This is a genomic window from Pseudomonas sp. GXZC (assembly GCF_026967615.1).
In the GTDB taxonomy this organism is placed as follows: Bacteria; Pseudomonadota; Gammaproteobacteria; order Pseudomonadales; family Pseudomonadaceae; genus Aquipseudomonas; species Aquipseudomonas azotoformans_A.
In genome coordinates this window covers 2612756-2630366 of sequence record NZ_CP114115.1, presented here as the reverse complement: position 1 = coordinate 2630366, position 17611 = coordinate 2612756, and the positions used below count along the sequence as shown (strand labels likewise).

The window sequence follows — 17611 nt, the reverse complement described above, 5'->3', positions numbered from 1 at the left end:
AAGGTCAACAGGCACAGGCATGTTTCAACTCGATCAAGGTCACGCCATTGCGTTTGAACGCGTTGCGCAGGTCCGTCTGCAATTCATCCAGGGTGCGGGGCTGGTTCACGGTGCAGCCGAACGCCTGGGCGAACAGCGCGAAATCCGGGTTGCGCGGCAGCACGCCGATGGGCTCGATATCGAGGCTCAACATGTCGTCGCGGATCTGGCCAAGCGCGTCGTTGTTCCACAACAGCACCACCAACGGGCTGTCCAGTTCCTCCACGGCAGTCGCCAGCTCCTGGGCGGTGTAGAGGAAACCACCGTCGCCCACCAGCACCAAACCCGGCCGCTGTGGCGCGCCAAACTTGGCGCCGATACCTGCGGGCAGGCCGTAGCCCAAGGTGCCGTAGCCGGTAGGATGCAACCAGCTGCGCGGCGCACGGCTGCGGTAGGCGTAATTGCCGGTGTAGGCCAGTTGGGTCATGTCGCTGCTGATGAACGCATTGGCCGGCAATTCGGCTTCGATACGGTCGAGAATGGCTTGGTGGATGGACTGCAAGGGGCCGTGCCCCAACTCGACTGCCTGCCACAACGCCCTCACTGTCGAAACGGCGGCTTCAGCGTCGCGCGCTGTGGCCGACAGGCGCTCCAGCAAGGCCTGCACGGTCTGCTGTGCATCGCCTTTCAGTGCCACGGCACAGGGGTAGAAATCATTGAATTTGCGCGCGTCGATATCCACCCGCAACAGCTCACCGTTGAGGGGCAAACGCTCACGCCAATAGTCGGTGTCGGCCATCTCCGTGCCGACCGCCAGCACCACATCCGCCTCGCTGATCAGTTGCCAGCCGGGTTCGACGCACAGGGTGGAACCGGCATTCAGCGGGTCATTGATGGGCAATAGACCCTTGCCGGCCACGCTGGTGAAGAACGGCGCCGCCAACTGGGTGCTCAACCGTTGCAAAGCCTCGCCCGCCGCCAAGGCACCGCCACCGGCAATGATCATGGGTCGCTTGGCCGTCGCGAGCTTGGCCGCAGCTTGATCCAAGGCATCGGCCGACGGCAAGCCACGACCAGGGCGGCGTACGACCTCATTGCTCCAGTCGCGCAGGATCGGCGCCGCCAACACATCCAGCGGCACCGAGATATGCATCGGACGGGGTCGTTCGCTGTCGAACACCGCGTAGGCGCGGGCGACCAATTCAGGTAAATCCTCAGTGCTCAGTGCCACCGCCGAAAACGCGGTGATCGGCGCCGTGATCGCGCGCTGGTCCTGGGTCTCATGCAGGATGCCCCAGCCCTTGCCGAGGCTGGCGGTGCTGTTGACGCTGGAAATCACCAGCATCGGAATCGAATCAGCGTACGCCTGGCCAATAGCGGTAGCGGCATTGGTCACGCCGGGACCGGTGATCACAAAGCATACCCCCGGCTTGCCACTGACCCGCGCGTAGCCGTCAGCCATAAAGCCGGCACCTTGCTCATGCCGCGTGAGTACATGACGAATGCCGCTGCCGGGCAGGCCGCGATACAGCTCCAGGGTGTGCACACCGGGAATGCCGAAGACCGTGTCGACGCCATAATTGGCCAGCAACCGCACCAGGGCCTGGCCGCCGGTCAGGGTGTTATCGCGCATGTTCATCTCCTAGACGGATCAATGCATCGACCGCCGTGGCGCCCTGGGCATTGACCAACAATGGGTTCACATCCAGCTCCAGCAATTGCCCGGCATTGGCGCAGGCGTAGTCGGCCACGGCCCGGATGGCCGCCACCAGCGCCTGCAGATCCGCCACTTCACGCCCGCGAAAACCCTGCAATAACGCGGCACTGCGCAGGCTGAGCAAAGCGTTGCGGATGGCACTGTCGGTGGTCGGCAACAACAGGCTGCGGCTGTCCTTGAGCAGCTCCACCAGGATGCCGCCGGCACCGATGACCAGGGCCAGGCCGAAGTCGTTTTCGCGCTTGATGCCCACGATCAACTCGGCCAATGGCGGCGTCGCCATCGACTCCAACAACAATTGATCGAAAACGACATGCGGCGCATAAACCGAAAGATGCTCGCGCATCTGCTCAAGTGCGGCGGTCAGGGCCATGCCGTTCTGCAGGTTCAGCACCACGGCACCTGCCTCGGTCTTGTGCGGCAACTGCGCGCTGACCGCCTTGAGCACCAACGGATAGCCGACCAGTTCTGCATCACTGACCGCCCTTCCCGGCGTACTCAGCACGCCGGCGGGTGTGGTCAGGCCGAACGCACGCAAGGCTTGCTTGGAAGCCCACTCGTCCAAGGCCCCGTCACTGTCATCCAGGGCTTTTGGGCACAAGGGTTCGAGGATCGACTCGCCTCGCTCCAGCAACACGCGCCGGTTGCTCTGGTAGTCGGCAATCCGCCCCCAAGCCGCCAGTGCATCCTCTACGCCTTGCAGCGCGGCGATCCCCTGAGCATGCAGACGCTCGCGGGCATGGGCCGGCAACAGTTCGGGAAACGCCGAGGTGACAAATCCGGTCTTACCATGCCGGCCGAGCGCCGCACAAAACAGCTCCAGCAACAGGTCGCACTCCTTGCGCTCGCCGGTGAACTCGGCAGGGTAATCCAGCACCAGCATGGCGGCATCGGCGTCGGTTCGTAGCGCGGTGTCGAGCATCGTGTTCAGGGCATCACGGTCGCCCCAGATGGCGGTGGTGAAATCCAGCGGGTTGACCAGGTTGGCGTAGCTGGGCAGCACCAGGGCCAGTTCACTGCGTTGCATTTCGTCCAGTTTCGGCAAGGCCAGATGATTGCGTTCGGCATAGTCGGCAATCAGCCCCGCATCGCCACCCGAACAAGCCAGTGCAATCAGGCGGTTGCCCGCTGGAAGATTGCCGCAGGCGGCCGCCTTGAGGGTTTCGACAAAACTTACCGGCCCGCTCACACGGATCACGCCCAGGCGCGCAAACAGGCTGTCGTACAGCGCGTCGGAGCCGGACAACGAACTGGTGTGACTCAAGGCCAGTTCGGCGCCGATCTGCGACACGCCGGTTTTCAGCGCGATGATCGGAATGCCTTTCTCCAGCGCCTTGTGCGCTGCGCGGGCAAAACCGGGCACATTCTTCAAGCCTTCCAGGTGCAGGCCGATGGCGGTGACGCGTAGCTCGTCGAGCAATACGTCCATCAATTCAGCAACGCCCAGTTGTGCCTGGTTACCCACCGAAGCCATGTAGGCCACCGGCAGCGAACGGTCGCTCATCGACAGGTTGTAGGCGAAGTTGCCGCTCTGAGTGAGCACCGCCACGCCCTTCTCCACCGCCTTGCCGCCGTGGGCCACCGGCCACAGGGCCGCGCTGTGCAGGTAATCCAGCAGGCCATAGCAATTGGGGCCGAGCAAGGCCATATCGCCCGCAGCCTTTAAGAGCTGCTGCTGCATGGCGGCGCCGCTGGCGCCGGTTTCGGCAAAACCCGAGGCGTAGCAAATGGCGCCACCGGTGCCGATAGCGGCCAGTTCAGCCACGCAGGTCAGCGTCAACTCCCGGTTGGTGGCGATAAACACCGCATCCGGCCCACAGGGTAAATCGGCCACGCGGCGCACACAGGGGATGCCATCGAGGCTGTCATGTTGCGGGTTGACCAGCCACATCGGCCCGGTAAAACCGCCGTCGGCACAGCGCTTGAGCGCGCGCGCCATACTGCGTCCACCCACGAACGCCAGATGCCGGGGCGCCAACAGGCGCTTGAGGTTGTCGCGAATAGCCTGGGACATACGCTCTCCTCGCCGCTCAACGCAACAGTGGCCGCAACAGTTCACGGGCGATGATATGGCGCTGGATTTCCGACGTGCCTTCCCAGATCCGTTCGATCCGCGCATTGCGCCAGATTCGCTCAACCGGCCCTTCATCCATCAAGCCCATGCCGCCGAAAATCTGCACCGCCTCATCGGCAACCTTGCCCAGGGTTTCGCTGGCAAACAGCTTGGCCATGCCGGCCTCGCCGTCGGTCATGCTGCCTTGGTCCATTTTCCAGGCGGTGTGCAGGGTCAGCAGTTCAGCGGCGCGAATCTGCGTGGCCATGTCGGCCAGCTTGAAACTCACGCCTTGGTAGGTGCCGATCGGCTGGCCGAACTGTTTGCGGTCCGCCGCCCATTGCAACGACACATCCAGCGCGCGCTGGGCCTGGCCGACGCAGTTGGCGGCCACCATCACACGGCCAGCGGTGAGCCAGGCGTTGGCCACTTCCCAGCCTTTGCCCACTTCGCCCAATACCTTGGACGCCGGGACGCGGCAGTCGTCGAAGAACATTTCGTAGGTGTGATAACCCCGGTTGCTCACGCACTTGGGGCCACGGCGGATGGTCATGCCAGGCGTACCCCGATCCACCAGGAACGAAGTCACCGCGTTGCGCTGTCGGCCGTTGTGTTCGTAGGTATCAGTGACCGCAAACACGATGGCGAAATCGGCGTGCCCGGCGTGGCTGATGAAGTGCTTGCTGCCGTTGATCACGAAGTCATCGCCACTGCGCACGGCGCGGGTCTTGATGGCATTGGCGTCGGAACCGGCGCCGGGTTCGGTCAAGGCAAAACAGTCGATTTTCTTGCCTTGCACACAGGGCAACAGGTAGTCGCCAATCTGTGAGCCCGTGCACGCCATCAGGATCTTGGAGGGCCGCGCGACAAACACATGCAACGCCCAGGAAACTTTGGACAACTCACGCTCGATCAGCGCCTGGGACAGGTAGTCCAGGCCACCACCACCCACCTCTTCCGGCATGTTGAAGGCGTAGAAACCGGCAGCAATCGCCTTGTCGCGAATCTGCGCAGCCAGCTCCGGCGAGACCTCATCGGCACGGTCTACCGCCTCTTCATGGGGCAACAATTCCTTGGCAACAAAACTGCGTACCGCGTCCACCAACATGTCTTGCTCTTGGCTGAGTTGGAAATTCATGGCGCTACCTGTTCGGGGTGTTGTTGTTATTGACCGGAGAAATTCGGGAGGCGTTTTTCCAGGGAGGCACGCAACGCTTCGGCGCCATCGGCACTGCGTCCGCACAACAGGCCAGCGGCCAGTTCGGCCTGCAGTTGCTCGGGCAGGCTGCGCTCGGCGCCTTCACGGATGAGGGTCTTGGTCTGGGCGAAGGCGAAGGTCGGGCCGTTGGCCAAGCGCGTAGCGAGTTCGGCGGTGTGGGCGTGCAGTTGATCATCCGCGACCACTTCACCGACCAGGCCGGCAGCCAGGGCGCGGTCGGCGCTCCACAGCTCGTCAAGGAACAGCAGGCGCTTGGCCTGCTCGCCGCCGATCAGGCGCGGCAAGTGCCAACTGGCGCCGGCGTCGGGCGAATAGGCCATGCTGGTGTAACCGGCCTTGAAGCGCGCCGATTGGGCGGCGACGCGCAGGTCGCAGCACAGGGTCAGGTCCATGCCCGCACCGACGGCGGTGCCGTTGATGGCGGCAATCGTCGGTTTGTCGAGGCTGTGCAGGCGGGTCATCAAGGCGTGGGCGGTTTCGGTCCAGCCGTAGGTTTCGAGGGCGCCACGGGCTTCGGCGTCGGCCCACTCGGCCAGGTCGGCACCGGCGCAGAAGCTGCGCCCGTTGCCGGTCAATACCACCACGCGCACCGCAGGGTCGGTGTTGAAGGCGTCGAGCAAAGTGTGCAGGTGCTTGAGGGTGGGGATGTCCAAGGCGTTGCGCTGTGGGCCACGGTTGAGGGTGATCCAGGCAACGCCAGCTTGCACTTGAGTGAGCAAAGGCGAATCGGTAGTCATGGCTTCCTCGAATTATTTTAGTTGGCTTGAGGGGTGCGACACGAGGCGATACTAAACAAGTGTTCAGTAAGAAGGCAATCAGCAAACCGCAAATATTTTCAGAAGGGGAAATGGCCGACCTGAACCTTGCGTTCAGGCGGCCGCAGAAGGCTCAGGGCTTGAGCTGATAACGCTGGCGACCACCGGCCTGCAGGCCATCGACCCAGGCCTCGCAGATCTGGATACCCTGCTCCGGTGTGAACGTGCCGGGGTTGAGCCCCGACTCCAGCCACAACCCGTCGAGCAGTGCGCTCAGGCCGATGGCGGCCAGATCGGCGTCGAAGTGCTTCCAGCCCTCCTCCCTGGCCATGTCGGTCAGGGCCGAACGCATGATGGTGCGGTACTCGCCATAGGAGTGTTCGTGAGCCAGGTTGATCGCCGGCGCGGTCTTGACCGCGCCCCAGAACACCAGCCAGGCATCCAGCAGGTGCGGGTCAAGCAATTCGGCGGAAAACGAGCCACGGAACAACGCCGACAAGCGCTCCCGCGGGTTCGGCGGCGCCTTGGCCATGGTTTCGCGCAGCAGGCTCATGACCTGGTCGGTGATGGTGCGGTAGGCCTCGGCCACCAGTTCATCCTTGCCCGAATAGTGATGGCTGATCAGCCCCACCGACACCCCGGCCTCGGCGCTGATCTTGCGGATCGACGCACCCTGGAAACCATCACGCTTGAGACACGTGAGCGTGGCTTGGACCAGATTGGCCTTGCGCACTTCCGGATCCATCCGGGAAAAACGGGATTCCTGGGTCATGCGGCAAATTCCTACGATTGAGTCGGCAGCACGACTCTACCTCAGTCGCGATAGCCCGGCGACACCCGATCCAGCATCCGCAGTAACGCCGCCCAGGCCAGTTGCATGGCGTCCAGATCGACCAACTCACCCTCTTCCAGCGGTCGCCCAGGGTTGTTGAATTGCTGCTCGGTGTAGGCGCAGACCTCGGCGGACGGTAGCATCAGCTGGCCGCACGCCTGGGCGGCGATCTGGATATCGCAGGCCTTTTCCAGGTAATACATGCGCAGGAACGCCTGGCTGACGGTCTCGCCCACCGTCAGCAAACCATGGTTGCGCAGCATCAGCACCGGCTTGTCGCCCAGGTCCCGCACCAGCCGCTGCTGCTCATCCATGTCCAGGGCCACGCCTTCGTAATCGTGGTAGGCGACCTTGCCGTAGAACTCCATGGAAATCTGGTTTACCGGCAATAACCCGCACTCCAAGGCCGCCACCGCACAGCCGGCACGGGTGTGGGTATGCAGCACGCACTGGGCGTCTTCGCGGGCGCCATGAATTGCGCTGTGAATCACGAAGCCCGCCGGGTTGACCGCATAAGCCGAGGGCTCCACGGCGTGACCGTCCAGGCCGATCTTCACCAGGCTCGATGCAGTGATTTCGTCAAACATCAGCCCGTAGGGATTGATCAGGAAGTGATGCTCGGGCCCCGGGATGCGCACCGAAATATGCGTGAAAATCAGATCGCTCATGCGGTAATGCGCAATCAATCGGTAGCAGGCGGCGAGCTGTTCACGCAGCTGCTGTTCGGTGGAGTGAGTCATTTTTATTCTCCAGGCACGGGGTTGATGAAGGCGACGCTAATCCAGTCGCCAGTAAAAAAACAAGTTGATTTTTTACTGGCGCTCGCCTCCTATAGAAAAATAACAATAACAGCGCCTGGAGTATCTGCACCATGTCGCACCCGACCTTTCCCCATCTGTTCGAACCGCTGGAACTGCGTGGCAAACGCCTGAAAAACCGCATCATGTCCAGCGGGCATGACACCTCTATGCCCACCGATAACCGGGTCAATGCGCAGTTGATCGCCTATCACCGCGCACGTGCCGAGGGCGGCGTGGGGCTGATCGTGCTACAGGTGACCGGGGTGCATGACAGTGCGCGGTATACCTCCCATGTGCTGATGGCGACCGACGACAGCTGCATTGACGGCTACCGCGAACTGGCCGAGACCTGCCATGCCCACGGCACTGTGGTGTTGTCGCAGATCTTCCATCCGGGGCGCGAAATCATGGAGTCTGCCGATGGTCTGCTCGCCGTGGCGTATTCGGCGTCGGGCGTGCCCAATGAACGCTTTCGCGTGATGCCACGAGCGCTGGACAAGGCGATGATCAACGAGATTGTCGCGGGTTATGCATCGGCAGCGAGGCGCTTGAATGAGGCCGGGATCGATGGGGTTGAGGTGGTCGCCAGCCATGGGTATCTGCCGGCGCAGTTTCTTAATCCTCGGGTAAACCGGCGTACCGATGATTACAACGGTTCTCTTGAGCATCGACTGAAGTTCTTGAGGGAAATCATCGAAGCCGTCAGGGCCGCCACCGACGAACAGTTCATCATCGGGCTGCGCATTTCTGCCGACGAACGCGATGCCGAAGGGCTCACTGAAAACGAGTCCCTGGAAGCCGTTCAACACCTGCAAACCCAGCTGGATTACGTGCATATCGTCGCAGGTACATCAGCGTCACTCGGCGGCGCGATCCATATCGTGCCACCCATGGCGATTGCCGCTGCGTACCTCGCCAGCGAGGCGGCGACGTTCAAGGCCAGTCTGTCGATTCCGCTGTTCGTCACCGGGCGTATCAACCAGCCCCAGGAAGCCGAGCTGATATTGGCGCGGGGCCAGGCCGATGTCTGCGGCATGACGCGTGCGTTGATCTGCGATCCACTGATGCCGGCCAAGACCCTTGAGGGCCGTGCCGAAGATGTACGAGCGTGCATCGCCTGCAATCAAGCCTGCATCGGCCATTTTCACAAGGGGCTGCCGATCTCCTGTATCCAGCATCCCGAGACCGGCCGCGAGCTGGTGTTTGGTGAGTTGCAACAGGCATCGAAGCACAAGCGCATCGTGGTGGTGGGCGGTGGCCCGGCGGGCATGAAAGCAGCGGCAGTCGCCGCGCAACGCGGGCATGCGGTAACGTTGTACGAAGCCAGCGGTCAACTCGGCGGGCAAGTGTTGCTGGCCCAACTGCTGCCACGGCGCAGCGAATTCGGCGGGGCCAGTACCAACCTGCAACGTGAAATGGAACTGGCGGGGGTACGCGTGGTGCGCCATACCCGTGTCGACCGTGCGCTGGTGGAACAGGAACAACCCGATCACGTGATTATCGCCACCGGTGCCGAGCCTTATTGGCCGGCCTTCGAACGCGGCGGCGAACTGCAAGTGGTGGACGCATGGCAGGTGCTGCGCGAGCAGGTCACGTTGGGCCGCTCAGTGGTGGTCGTCGACTGGCGTTGCGACTGGATCGGACCCGGCATTGCCGAGCGCCTGGTGCGCGCCGGCCATCAGGTGCAATTGGCGGTCAATGGCACGCACTGTGGGGAAAACCTGCCGCTGTATGTCCGTGATCAAATGGCCGGAGAACTGCATCGGCTGGGCATCCCGATCATCCCTTACGCCCGCCTATACGGCTGCGATGACACCACGGTCTACCTGCAACACACCGCCAGCGGCGAGCCAGTGCTGCTGGAGAATATCGACACCCTGGTGTTGTGCCAGGGCCACCAGCCGGTGGACACTCTGGGCGCGGAGCTGCAAGGCTTGGTGCCCTTTGATTGCATCGGCGACTGCCTGGCCCCGCGCACCGCCGAAGAGGCGATCTACGAAGGACTCAAGGTAGCGTGGAACCTGTGACAGACAATCCCCAGCAACTGTTTCTCGGCACGCGCATTCGTGGGCTGCGCAAGGCCCGTGGCCTGACCCTTACAGCCCTGGCGCAGGCCAGCGAATTGACGGCCGGTTACCTCAGCCAGTTGGAGCGTAACCTGGCGTATCCATCGATTCCGGCACTGTTCAATATTGCCCGAAGCCTGGGCGTGACTATCCAGTGGTTTTTCGCCAGCGAAACCGTAGCCGCTGTCGAGGACGAAGGCTATGTGGTGCGCAAAGGCAACCGCCAAAGCATTCACTACGAAGACGGCATCGTCGACCAATTGCTGACGCCGTTGCCCAACCACCAACTGGAAATGCTGCAATCAAGCTTCCCGCCCGGCACCTATAGCCAGCAGAGCTACAGCCATGAAGGCGAAGAAGCGGGATACGTACTGAGCGGCCGGTTCGAGTTGTGGGTAGGAGAGCGACACTTTCTGCTGGAAGCCGGTGACAGTTTCAGCTTCGCCAGCCATGAGCCCCATCGCTACGGCAACCCTGGCAAGGTGGAAACCCTTGTGATTTGGGTGATTACACCGCCGACGTTTTAGGCCACCCATACAAATGGAGACGTTTCCTACGGGAACTGGCGACAGTGGCAAGGCGGCCATCAATGGTGAGGGGCCCTTTCACTTGCTATAAAAATGGCTACTTCTCTGCGAGGGTGTCGCCATGTCGTTATTGCATTTGTTGTTCGGGAAGCCGACCCAGGATGAGCGGGAGCGTGCGAAAGAAGTCAAGTCCCGCAAAACCTGGAAAGTCGTGTACGGAGGCATCGGCCTGGATGCCGCCGAAGTGCTGGAGTCGCCGGGTTACAAGGACGCCATAGACCAGATACGTAAAATGGAGGCTGATCATTCATGGGTTTGCTGATCATCGTCCCCTTGCTGGTCAGCGGATACATGGTCTGCATCAGGCACCCCTTTTTCTACGTACGCCTGCACCGTTTCCAAGGACAACTGCTCTATTTGCAGGTGGCCAGGATGGGAATGGCTTGCCTGATCGTTTCGACCCTCCTGAGTGCGGCCATTCTGGCAATGTCAAAACAAGCGCTCCCGATTCTGGGTCATGTGGTTGCTACAGACTACAGCAACTACTTGGGCACGCTATTGGTGCAGCTTGATATTGCCAGCGAAAAAAACGGCACGCTGTGGGTTTTCCTGATGCAGGTTGGCCTGACGGCCCTGGTAATTCCTTTCTTCTGGTCAGCGTTCTATGTGGGCGCGAAGAAGAAAATATTGCAACTGGAAACAGACGTCCAGCTCCACTCGCTGCTGGCGCTGGGTGTCCTTGAGGGCACGCCTTTCAGAATCTTGCTGAGAGAGTCCATCGTGCAGTGCAGGCCGTGCATGTTCAGCTTGAACGATCGCAAGGTCTATGTCGGAATCGTACTGTTCGCAGGCACACCGACCGAGTCCGAAGGTGTCGATCATGCCTTCACGCTGATCCCCATACTCAGCGGTTACCGAGACAAGGACACACTGGAGGTCACGCTGAATACTCACTACTCAAATGCAGCCAACCCGCCCCCCATCACACTGATCCAGGAAAATGTCGTCTCCGCCACACAGTTCGACTTCACTCTCTGGAACGCGGTCCATACCCGCAAAACCCGCAAGACGCGACAGGGCCAGTTCCATCAACACCGCCCCGCGCGCCCGGTGCACGCTGAAAGCCTCTGCGCCTGAGGCTCCAACGTCAGTCAAACTTCCAGTTCAACCCAACACGCAGCATCTGCCCATCGTTCTTGAACTTGGAGTCATACCCAGTCCCTGCTCCACCGCTGCCCGGAATCACAGCGACGTATTGAGCCTAAGGGCCCGGAATGAAGCTATTGGCCAAGAAAGCGGTAATCGGCGCTGTAGGGTTCCAGGTGCAATTCACCAACCTGAGCACAACTGCCGCTGAATACGCCGCCCAAGGTATGCAGACGCTCCACCGCAACCACCTGTGCCAGCCCGCCGTCGCCCTGATGGCTCACCACTTCAAGGCGCAGCAGCGAAATATCCTGGGCACTCGACCCAGGTGCCTGGGCAATGACCTTGCCGACCACTGCGCTGCGATCATCCAGTTGCCAGGTGGGCCCGGCAAAGTGTCGGCCAACGGTCTTGCCATTGATCATCAGCGTGGCAAGCGGCTCACGAAACTGCCAGGCAAGTTGACCCTTGTTATCGCGGGCACAGGTGTAGATCTGCACGCCGGCAGCCCGCACGGTCATCAGCACTTGCTTGGCCGGGCCATTGGCCGGTTCCGGCAAGTCCTGTGCCTGTGCCCGCTGCGCGTCGACCGCACAGATCACCAGCACAATCAGGCCGATCACTTGCACGACCAGCAGCGCCAGGCGATTACGGCGGGTGATGGCATCAGGATCGGTGTCACTCATTTTTCGCCTGCCAGAAGAAGGGTCAAGAAACGTCTGCTCAATCATGTTGAAGTCCGTCGGTAGCGGCTGGTTATCAGCGTCTGCAGGATGAACAACCGACCCGAACGGTTTATTCCCGACTATTTTCCAAGCCGGGCAAAAACCTCGCCTACCAGACTTCGATCTCCAACTCCGCGAGCTGACTGGCCGGTGTCGGCACGGCCTTGCCGCTGTGCATCACACCCTGGCGTGGCGGCTCGCGCTTGAGGTTTGGCACCGGTATCCGCCCGCCTCCGCGTACCGTTTGAGCACCGACCATCGCGAACTGGCCATTGGCGAAGTTCAGCCCCACGCCATTCTGGCGCTGGAAGTAGATCCACCAGCGCTCCTCCTCAAATTTCATGAACGCGAACCCGCGTGGATACGCAGCTTCGCCATAGTCGTCAAAGGTCATCGCGGTGGCCAAACCCAGGCCATGACCATCGGCACGACTGAGGTATTCCTTGCTCAAGTAGTCGCTGCCACCCTGTACGTGAAACACCCGATACGTGAGCTCATCAAGCTGGTCGATCAAGATCGAACAACCACTGAAGTCCGGCGTGAACACATAGCCAGTCGCGCCTGGATTGACCGGAATATCACAGTAATCACCCTGAGGAACCCAATGCCCCATCAGCGGCCGTTCGATCTTGCCGAAATCACCCGGTTTATCCAGGGTGGCCAGTCGGTACCCACCGGCTTTATGACTATTGACGTCAAACACGTTGATCCCCTTCACCAGGCTTGGAGGAATGCGTTTGGCGGTCATGAAGTTCTGTTGCAGGAAGGTCTTGGTGGACGACAACGCGGTCATGCACGTGTTGGTCATAGGTGCTCCGGATAGAAGGAAGGTGCAGACGTCTCGCCAGTCCCTGCAAACGCCGTTCGAATCACGGGAAATCATCAGAAGAACACCCTCCCCGGACGCTTTATTCCATGATTTCGTTTAATCGGAATTGGTCTTTTCCATGCAGATAATTGTCTTCTTCCTACGCCCTATCAGCCGGTAGCCTTCGGCCCTGCGATGCCTTGCGCACGCACAAACACCGGCTGTTGCGACAGCATCGGTGCCTGCCCCCAGTGCTCGATAGATGGCGCCCACGTGAAAAAACTTTCGATAGTCCTCTTGCTCGCAGGCTTGCTCCAGTTGCCGCATGCCCTGGCGGCGCCAGCCACTATTGGCGTGATCGCCTATGCGGAAAAACCGCTGAAGCTGATACGCGCTACCAGCCTCTACACCGTGGGCGTCGGCACCCGGCTGCAAGGGGGCGATATCCTGCAGACCGGTGCGGCTGGCGTGCAGATCGAAGGTATTGCGTCGACGACCCTGGCATTGGGTCCCGATACCCGCATCCTGATCGCCACCAGCCGCACCGCCGCCCAAATCAATCTGCTCAATGGATGGCTGAAGCTGCAACCAGTGGCGGGCAACACCCACGCCAACCTGGCGGTGACCACCGGCGCACTGGCGTTCACCGCCACCCAAAGTTCGAGCGTGATTCACGTGAGCCCACGTCAGACCGAGATATTTATCGAGGACGGCAGCCAAGTGGTCAATGAACTCGACACCCACGGCAAAGACGAGCACAGCGTCACCCTGGGCCATGAAGACTTTGCGCAGCGCACCACCGGCAGCGCTCTCAAGATCGTGCCGCGCCCCGAGCAGGCATTTATCGACGCCCTGCCCCGCCAATTCCTCGACCCGCTGGTGCCCTTGGGCAAGAAAATCCCTGCCGCATCCGAGCCGAAAAAGGAACGTGACGTCACCTACGACGACATTGCCCCCTGGGTTGTCAGCCCGCTCAACCTCAGCCAGCAGATGCTCGCCAGCCGCTTTGCGCCGCGCCTTAACGACCCGACGTTCCGCCAGGCGGTGAAGGTCAACCGTGGCGGAGTGCTGGAGTGGGAACTGGAGCTGTTGCGTTTGGAGCGCCGCAAGAATGCGCACTGATCCCCACCACGTCGGTCCCCGAAGGTCTTTATGAAACTGTCGCTTGCGGTCAAATTCAACGTGGTGTTCCTGGCGGTGTTTATCGTCGGTTTTATCGCCACCAGCCTCTCAACCCACTACATGCTGCAACAGAGTGCGCGCCGGGAAACCCTGGAAACCGCACGCATGCTGATGCGCTCGGCCTCTGCCGCCAGCACCTACACGGCCGAGCAGATTGTGCCGCTGCTGGAGAACCGCCTGAAGTTCCAGTTCCTGCCGCAATCGGTGCCGGACTTCGCCGCCATTTCGCACCTGCAAGAACTGCTCAAGTCTTATCCGGACTATGCCTACAAAGAGGCCACGCTCAACCCCACCAACCCGCGCGACCTGGCCAACGACTGGGAAAAAACCCTGATCAGCACCCTGCGCAGCCAGCCGCAGACCGACGAGATGGTGGGTGAGCGCGCCGATGACAAAGGCACATCGCTGTACATCGCGCGACCGATCCAGATCAAGGACGCTGCCTGCCTGGCCTGCCACAGCACGCCAGATGCGGCGCCAAAAACCATGGTCGACATCTACGGAGCGGTAAACGGCTTCGGCTGGAAACTCAATGACACCATCGGCGCGCAACTGGTCTCAGTGCCACTGGACTTGCCGATGCAACGCGCCACGAGCCTGCTGCACAGCTACATGCTGTCAATGCTGGGGATCTTCGCCGTATTGTTCGTGGCCTTGAACGTGGCGGTGCACCTGTTTGTCACCCGGCGCCTGCGGCAGATGTCGGTGCTGGCTGACCGTGTCAGCCTGGGCGAAACCGATGTGCCGCCGATGGACGTCAGCGGCAGCGACGAGTTGGCACGCCTGGGTCAGTCCTTCGGCCGCATGCGTACCAGCTTGGTCAGCGCCATGAAGATGCTTGAGGAATAGGGCCGCGATCATGCTTGAACAACTCGGCAAATACCGCATCGACAGCGTGCTCGGAAAAGGCGCCATGGGCACGGTGTACAAGGCGTTCGACCCGAACATCGCCCGCACCGTGGCGCTCAAGACTATCCGCAAGGAGCTGTTCGGCGATAGCCAGCACGCCGAGCTGGTCAGCCGCTTCAAGAATGAAGCCCAGGCCGCTGGCCGGCTGATGCATCCCAATATCGTCGCGGTCTACGACTACGGCGAGGACGAGGGCTCGGCGTACATCGCCATGGAGTTCGTCGAAGGCACACCGCTCAACACCCTGCTCGCCGCCCAGACACCCCGTGACCTCAGCCACAGCCTCGGCTGGATGCGCCAGTTGCTGTTGGCCCTGGAGTACGCGCACTCCAAGGGTGTGGTGCACCGCGATATCAAGCCGGCCAACCTGCTGATCACCGCCGACAACCACGTCAAGGTCACCGACTTCGGCGTCGCACGCCTGGACTCCTCCACGCTCACCCAGACCGGCTCGATGATCGGCACCCCCAGCTACATGTCGCCGGAACAGTTTTGCGGCGAATTGATCGACGGTCGCTCCGACGTGTTTTCCGCTGGGATCGTGCTGTACCAACTGCTCACTGGCGAGCGACCGTTTTCCGGCTCGGCCACCATGGTTATGCAGCAGATTCTCAACCAGACGCCGGTAGCACCGTCGAGCTTGAACCTGGCCCTCGACCCGGCGTTGGACAGTGTGATCGTCCGCGCCCTGGCCAAGCGCCCGGCCGACCGCTATCCCTCGGCGCACGCCTTTCTGGATGACCTTGAAGCGCTGCTCGGAACCACCACCGGCAGTTGGACCAGCGCCGATATCGACGATGATCGCACCGTGCTGATGCTTCCCAACCAACCCTTGAGCAGCGGCGTGACACCGTTAGCGACCGAAGCCGTGGAAACCCTCACGCCGTGGAAGTTGGCCGTGATGCCTGAGCTGGAGTCGCTGCTGTCCCACCAGATCGGCCCGCTTGCACGCTTCCTGGTGCGCAAGAGCCTCAATGGCGCCGATGACTTCGAGGGTATCTGCGCCGCGTTATTGCCACATATTCCGTCGGAACGCGGCCGTGAGCAGTTCACCAGCGCCAGCCAGTCGCTGTTCCAACGCCTCAACCCGCCGACTGCCGCGCCCGAGGTCGTGACTGAACCCACCGCGATTGTTCCGACCACCGAGGTGATCCATACGCCAGTCGACCCCGACTTCGCACACATGGCCGAACGCCGGCTGGCGGTGCTGATTGGTCCCATCGCCCGCATCGTGGTCAGTCGCGCCTTGCGTGCAACCTCACTGCGCCAACCCTTTTTGCAACGGTTGGCCGAGTCTATCGAGAGCGAGGCCCAGCGCCTGGCGTTCCTCAACAGCTTTGAGCGCCTGCCATGACCGACTCCCCCCTCAGCGCCTGCGGGCCCCATCGCCTGGCCTGCGCGGTCGCCTATGGGGCCAGCGATGTCGGCACGGTGCGCCAGAGCAACGAAGATAACTTTCTGGTGGAGCCCAGCCTCGGGCTGTTTGCCGTGGCCGACGGCATGGGCGGCCATGAAGCCGGCGCCCTGGCCAGTGCCGAAGCCCTGATCAGTTTGCGCCAGGCGCTCAACGCCCACCGTGTCGACCCACTGAACGACGGCAGCGACCCGGACGCCACCTGGTCGGACCCGGACATGCAAGCCGCCAGTCGCCTGCACAACGCCATCGATCAGGTGAACCAGTGCGTCTACCAGCAAAACGTGGCACGCCAGATGAGCGAAGGCAGCGGCATGGGCACGACCCTTACAGGGGTATGGCGCCCGCATGCCGATGGGCCACTCTTGGTGTTTCATGTGGGTGACAGTCGTTTGTACCGCTACCGCGACGGCGAACTGAGCCTGCTGACCCGCGACCAGACCTGGTATCAGCAAGCCCTTGAGGCCGGCAAAGTCGACCGTTTACCGGCACGCAACCTGCTGTTGCAAGCCATCGGTCCGGGGCCGCGGGTAGAACCGCAAGTACGCGTGCAACCCGTGAAGCGCAACGACCTGCTGATGCTCTGCAGTGACGGCCTGCACGGTTGCGTTCCGCACCAGGAAATGGCTCAGGTACTCGCCGCTGCCAGCCGCGACACGCTGGAGACTGCCTGCCAACGGCTGATCCACCTCACCCGCGAATATGCCGGACGCGACAATGTCACGGTGCTGCTCGCCTGGTTCGACGACTGAACCGCCTTAAGGCAACTTGAACGCCTCATCCACCGGCACGCGATAGCCGGTGGCCAGGCGGTTGGTTTCGTTGGCCATGCCGACCACCGCTTGCAACTCGCCGAACATCTCGTCGGTCATCCCCGCCTTGCGCGCTGCTGCCGTGTGGGACGCGATGCAATACGGGCAATTATTGGTCACGCTGACAGCCACATAGAGCAGTTCCTTGGTCAGCGGATCCAATGCCCCCGGCGCCATGATTTCCTTAAGGCTTTCCCAGGTCCGGCGCAGGGTCGGCGGGTGGGCGGCCAGGCACTTCCAGAAGTTGTTGACCTGATCGACCTGGCGCGTGTGCATGATGTCGTCATAGACCGCGCGCACTTCGGGGCTGGCATCGGCGTATTCGGTGAGGTGTTGAGTCATGGGATGTCCAAGGCGGATGGCGAGTGTTCTGGAATACCGCGCCGCCCCCATTGCTGGCAAGTGAAGCCGGTGAATCCTGAATGACGGAGTTGACGAACGGTCATGCGAATGTTCAGATGCCGGCCTGTTTCAGGTGCCCCCTGCCGCCGTGCTTGGGGTGAAACGGGAAACCGGTACGCTCTTTTGAGCCAGTCCGGTGCTGCCCCCGCAACGGTATTCGCGTGACCCCTTCGACACACCACTGTGGCCTGCGCGCCATGGGAAGGTGAAGGGATCCATACGCGAGAGCCCGGAGACCGGCCTGGAATTTCTGTTAGGCAAACTC

At 61.7% G+C, this 17611-nt stretch carries 17 protein-coding genes and 1 riboswitch; of the genes, 8 read left to right on the top strand and 9 right to left on the bottom strand.

Features of this window, described 5'->3' with window-relative positions:
- Positions 1 to 4: 4 nt before the first annotated feature.
- The 6 genes from OZ428_RS12600 to OZ428_RS12575 all read right to left on the bottom strand — a co-directional run bounded on the left by OZ428_RS12600 (position 5) and on the right by OZ428_RS12575 (position 7295).
- Positions 5 to 1612 (bottom strand): 5-guanidino-2-oxopentanoate decarboxylase, encoded by a 1608-nt coding sequence (locus OZ428_RS12600; protein ID WP_269133549.1) that lies wholly within the window; start codon positions 1610 to 1612, stop codon positions 5 to 7.
- Positions 1602 to 3710: an acetate--CoA ligase family protein gene (locus OZ428_RS12595; protein ID WP_269133547.1), complete on the bottom strand. Its 2109-nt coding sequence runs from the start codon at positions 3708 to 3710 to the stop codon at positions 1602 to 1604. The genes OZ428_RS12600 and OZ428_RS12595 overlap by 11 nt, the downstream gene beginning before the upstream one ends.
- Before the next feature lie 16 nt (positions 3711 to 3726).
- Positions 3727 to 4887, bottom strand: a complete 1161-nt coding sequence (locus OZ428_RS12590) for an acyl-CoA dehydrogenase family protein (RefSeq protein ID WP_033902111.1) — start codon at positions 4885 to 4887, stop codon at positions 3727 to 3729.
- Between the two features lie 26 nt (positions 4888 to 4913).
- Entirely contained in the window at positions 4914 to 5705 is a 792-nt protein-coding gene (locus OZ428_RS12585; RefSeq protein WP_269133546.1) for an enoyl-CoA hydratase/isomerase family protein, read from the bottom strand.
- Positions 5706 to 5856: 151 nt separating this feature from the next.
- Positions 5857 to 6495: a TetR family transcriptional regulator C-terminal domain-containing protein gene (locus tag OZ428_RS12580; RefSeq protein WP_038851358.1), complete on the bottom strand. Its 639-nt coding sequence runs from the start codon at positions 6493 to 6495 to the stop codon at positions 5857 to 5859.
- Between the two features lie 41 nt (positions 6496 to 6536).
- Entirely contained in the window at positions 6537 to 7295 is a 759-nt protein-coding gene (locus OZ428_RS12575) for a class II aldolase/adducin family protein (protein ID WP_269133545.1), read from the bottom strand.
- Between the two features lie 131 nt (positions 7296 to 7426).
- Here OZ428_RS12575 and OZ428_RS12570 point away from each other — a divergent pair, with 131 nt between their 5' ends.
- The 4 genes from OZ428_RS12570 (at position 7427) to OZ428_RS12555 (ending at position 11085) form a co-directional block, all read left to right on the top strand.
- Entirely contained in the window at positions 7427 to 9382 is a 1956-nt protein-coding gene (locus OZ428_RS12570) for an oxidoreductase (RefSeq protein ID WP_269133544.1), read from the top strand.
- Positions 9370 to 9948 carry a helix-turn-helix domain-containing protein gene (locus tag OZ428_RS12565; RefSeq protein ID WP_033902105.1) on the top strand — a complete coding sequence of 193 codons (579 nt, stop codon included), beginning with the start codon at positions 9370 to 9372 and terminating at the stop codon, positions 9946 to 9948. Before OZ428_RS12570 ends, OZ428_RS12565 begins: the two co-directional genes overlap by 13 nt.
- A 121-nt stretch (positions 9949 to 10069) precedes the next feature.
- Positions 10070 to 10270 (top strand): hypothetical protein, encoded by a 201-nt coding sequence (locus tag OZ428_RS12560; protein ID WP_269133543.1) that lies wholly within the window; start codon positions 10070 to 10072, stop codon positions 10268 to 10270.
- Complete coding sequence (locus OZ428_RS12555; protein WP_269133542.1) at positions 10258 to 11085, top strand: hypothetical protein; 828 nt, start codon at positions 10258 to 10260, stop codon at positions 11083 to 11085. The genes OZ428_RS12560 and OZ428_RS12555 overlap by 13 nt, the downstream gene beginning before the upstream one ends.
- Positions 11086 to 11228: 143 nt before the next feature.
- Here OZ428_RS12555 and OZ428_RS12550 read toward each other — a convergent pair whose 3' ends face one another.
- Together OZ428_RS12550 and OZ428_RS12545 are read right to left on the bottom strand one after the other, a co-directional pair.
- Positions 11229 to 11780, bottom strand: a complete 552-nt coding sequence (locus OZ428_RS12550; RefSeq protein WP_269133541.1) for a DUF3455 domain-containing protein — start codon at positions 11778 to 11780, stop codon at positions 11229 to 11231.
- Positions 11781 to 11928: 148 nt separating this feature from the next.
- Complete coding sequence (locus OZ428_RS12545) at positions 11929 to 12627, bottom strand: hypothetical protein (RefSeq protein ID WP_269133540.1); 699 nt, start codon at positions 12625 to 12627, stop codon at positions 11929 to 11931.
- A 273-nt stretch (positions 12628 to 12900) separates the two neighbouring features.
- Between OZ428_RS12545 and OZ428_RS12540 the strand changes: the two genes are divergently transcribed.
- Genes OZ428_RS12540 through OZ428_RS12525 form a run of 4 tightly spaced genes read left to right on the top strand, consistent with a single transcriptional unit; the run spans position 12901 to position 16884 of the window.
- On the top strand, positions 12901 to 13749 hold the full coding sequence (locus OZ428_RS12540) for a hypothetical protein (RefSeq protein ID WP_269133539.1): 849 nt from the start codon (positions 12901 to 12903) through the stop codon (positions 13747 to 13749).
- A 30-nt stretch (positions 13750 to 13779) separates the two neighbouring features.
- Positions 13780 to 14658 (top strand): c-type heme family protein, encoded by an 879-nt coding sequence (locus tag OZ428_RS12535; protein ID WP_177111473.1) that lies wholly within the window; start codon positions 13780 to 13782, stop codon positions 14656 to 14658.
- Positions 14659 to 14668: 10 nt separating this feature from the next.
- Positions 14669 to 16072, top strand: coding sequence for a serine/threonine-protein kinase (locus OZ428_RS12530; protein ID WP_269133538.1), 1404 nt, complete (start codon positions 14669 to 14671; stop codon positions 16070 to 16072).
- Positions 16069 to 16884, top strand: a complete 816-nt coding sequence (locus OZ428_RS12525; RefSeq protein WP_269133537.1) for a PP2C family protein-serine/threonine phosphatase — start codon at positions 16069 to 16071, stop codon at positions 16882 to 16884. Before OZ428_RS12530 ends, OZ428_RS12525 begins: the two co-directional genes overlap by 4 nt.
- A 6-nt stretch (positions 16885 to 16890) precedes the next feature.
- On the opposite strand, the gene OZ428_RS12520 is transcribed toward OZ428_RS12525, so the two are convergent.
- A complete protein-coding gene (locus OZ428_RS12520; RefSeq protein WP_095015513.1) occupies positions 16891 to 17286 on the bottom strand; it encodes a carboxymuconolactone decarboxylase family protein in 396 nt (131 codons plus the stop codon).
- A gap of 114 nt (positions 17287 to 17400) precedes the next feature.
- Positions 17401 to 17605: riboswitch (cobalamin riboswitch) on the top strand.
- Positions 17606 to 17611 lie beyond the last annotated feature (6 nt).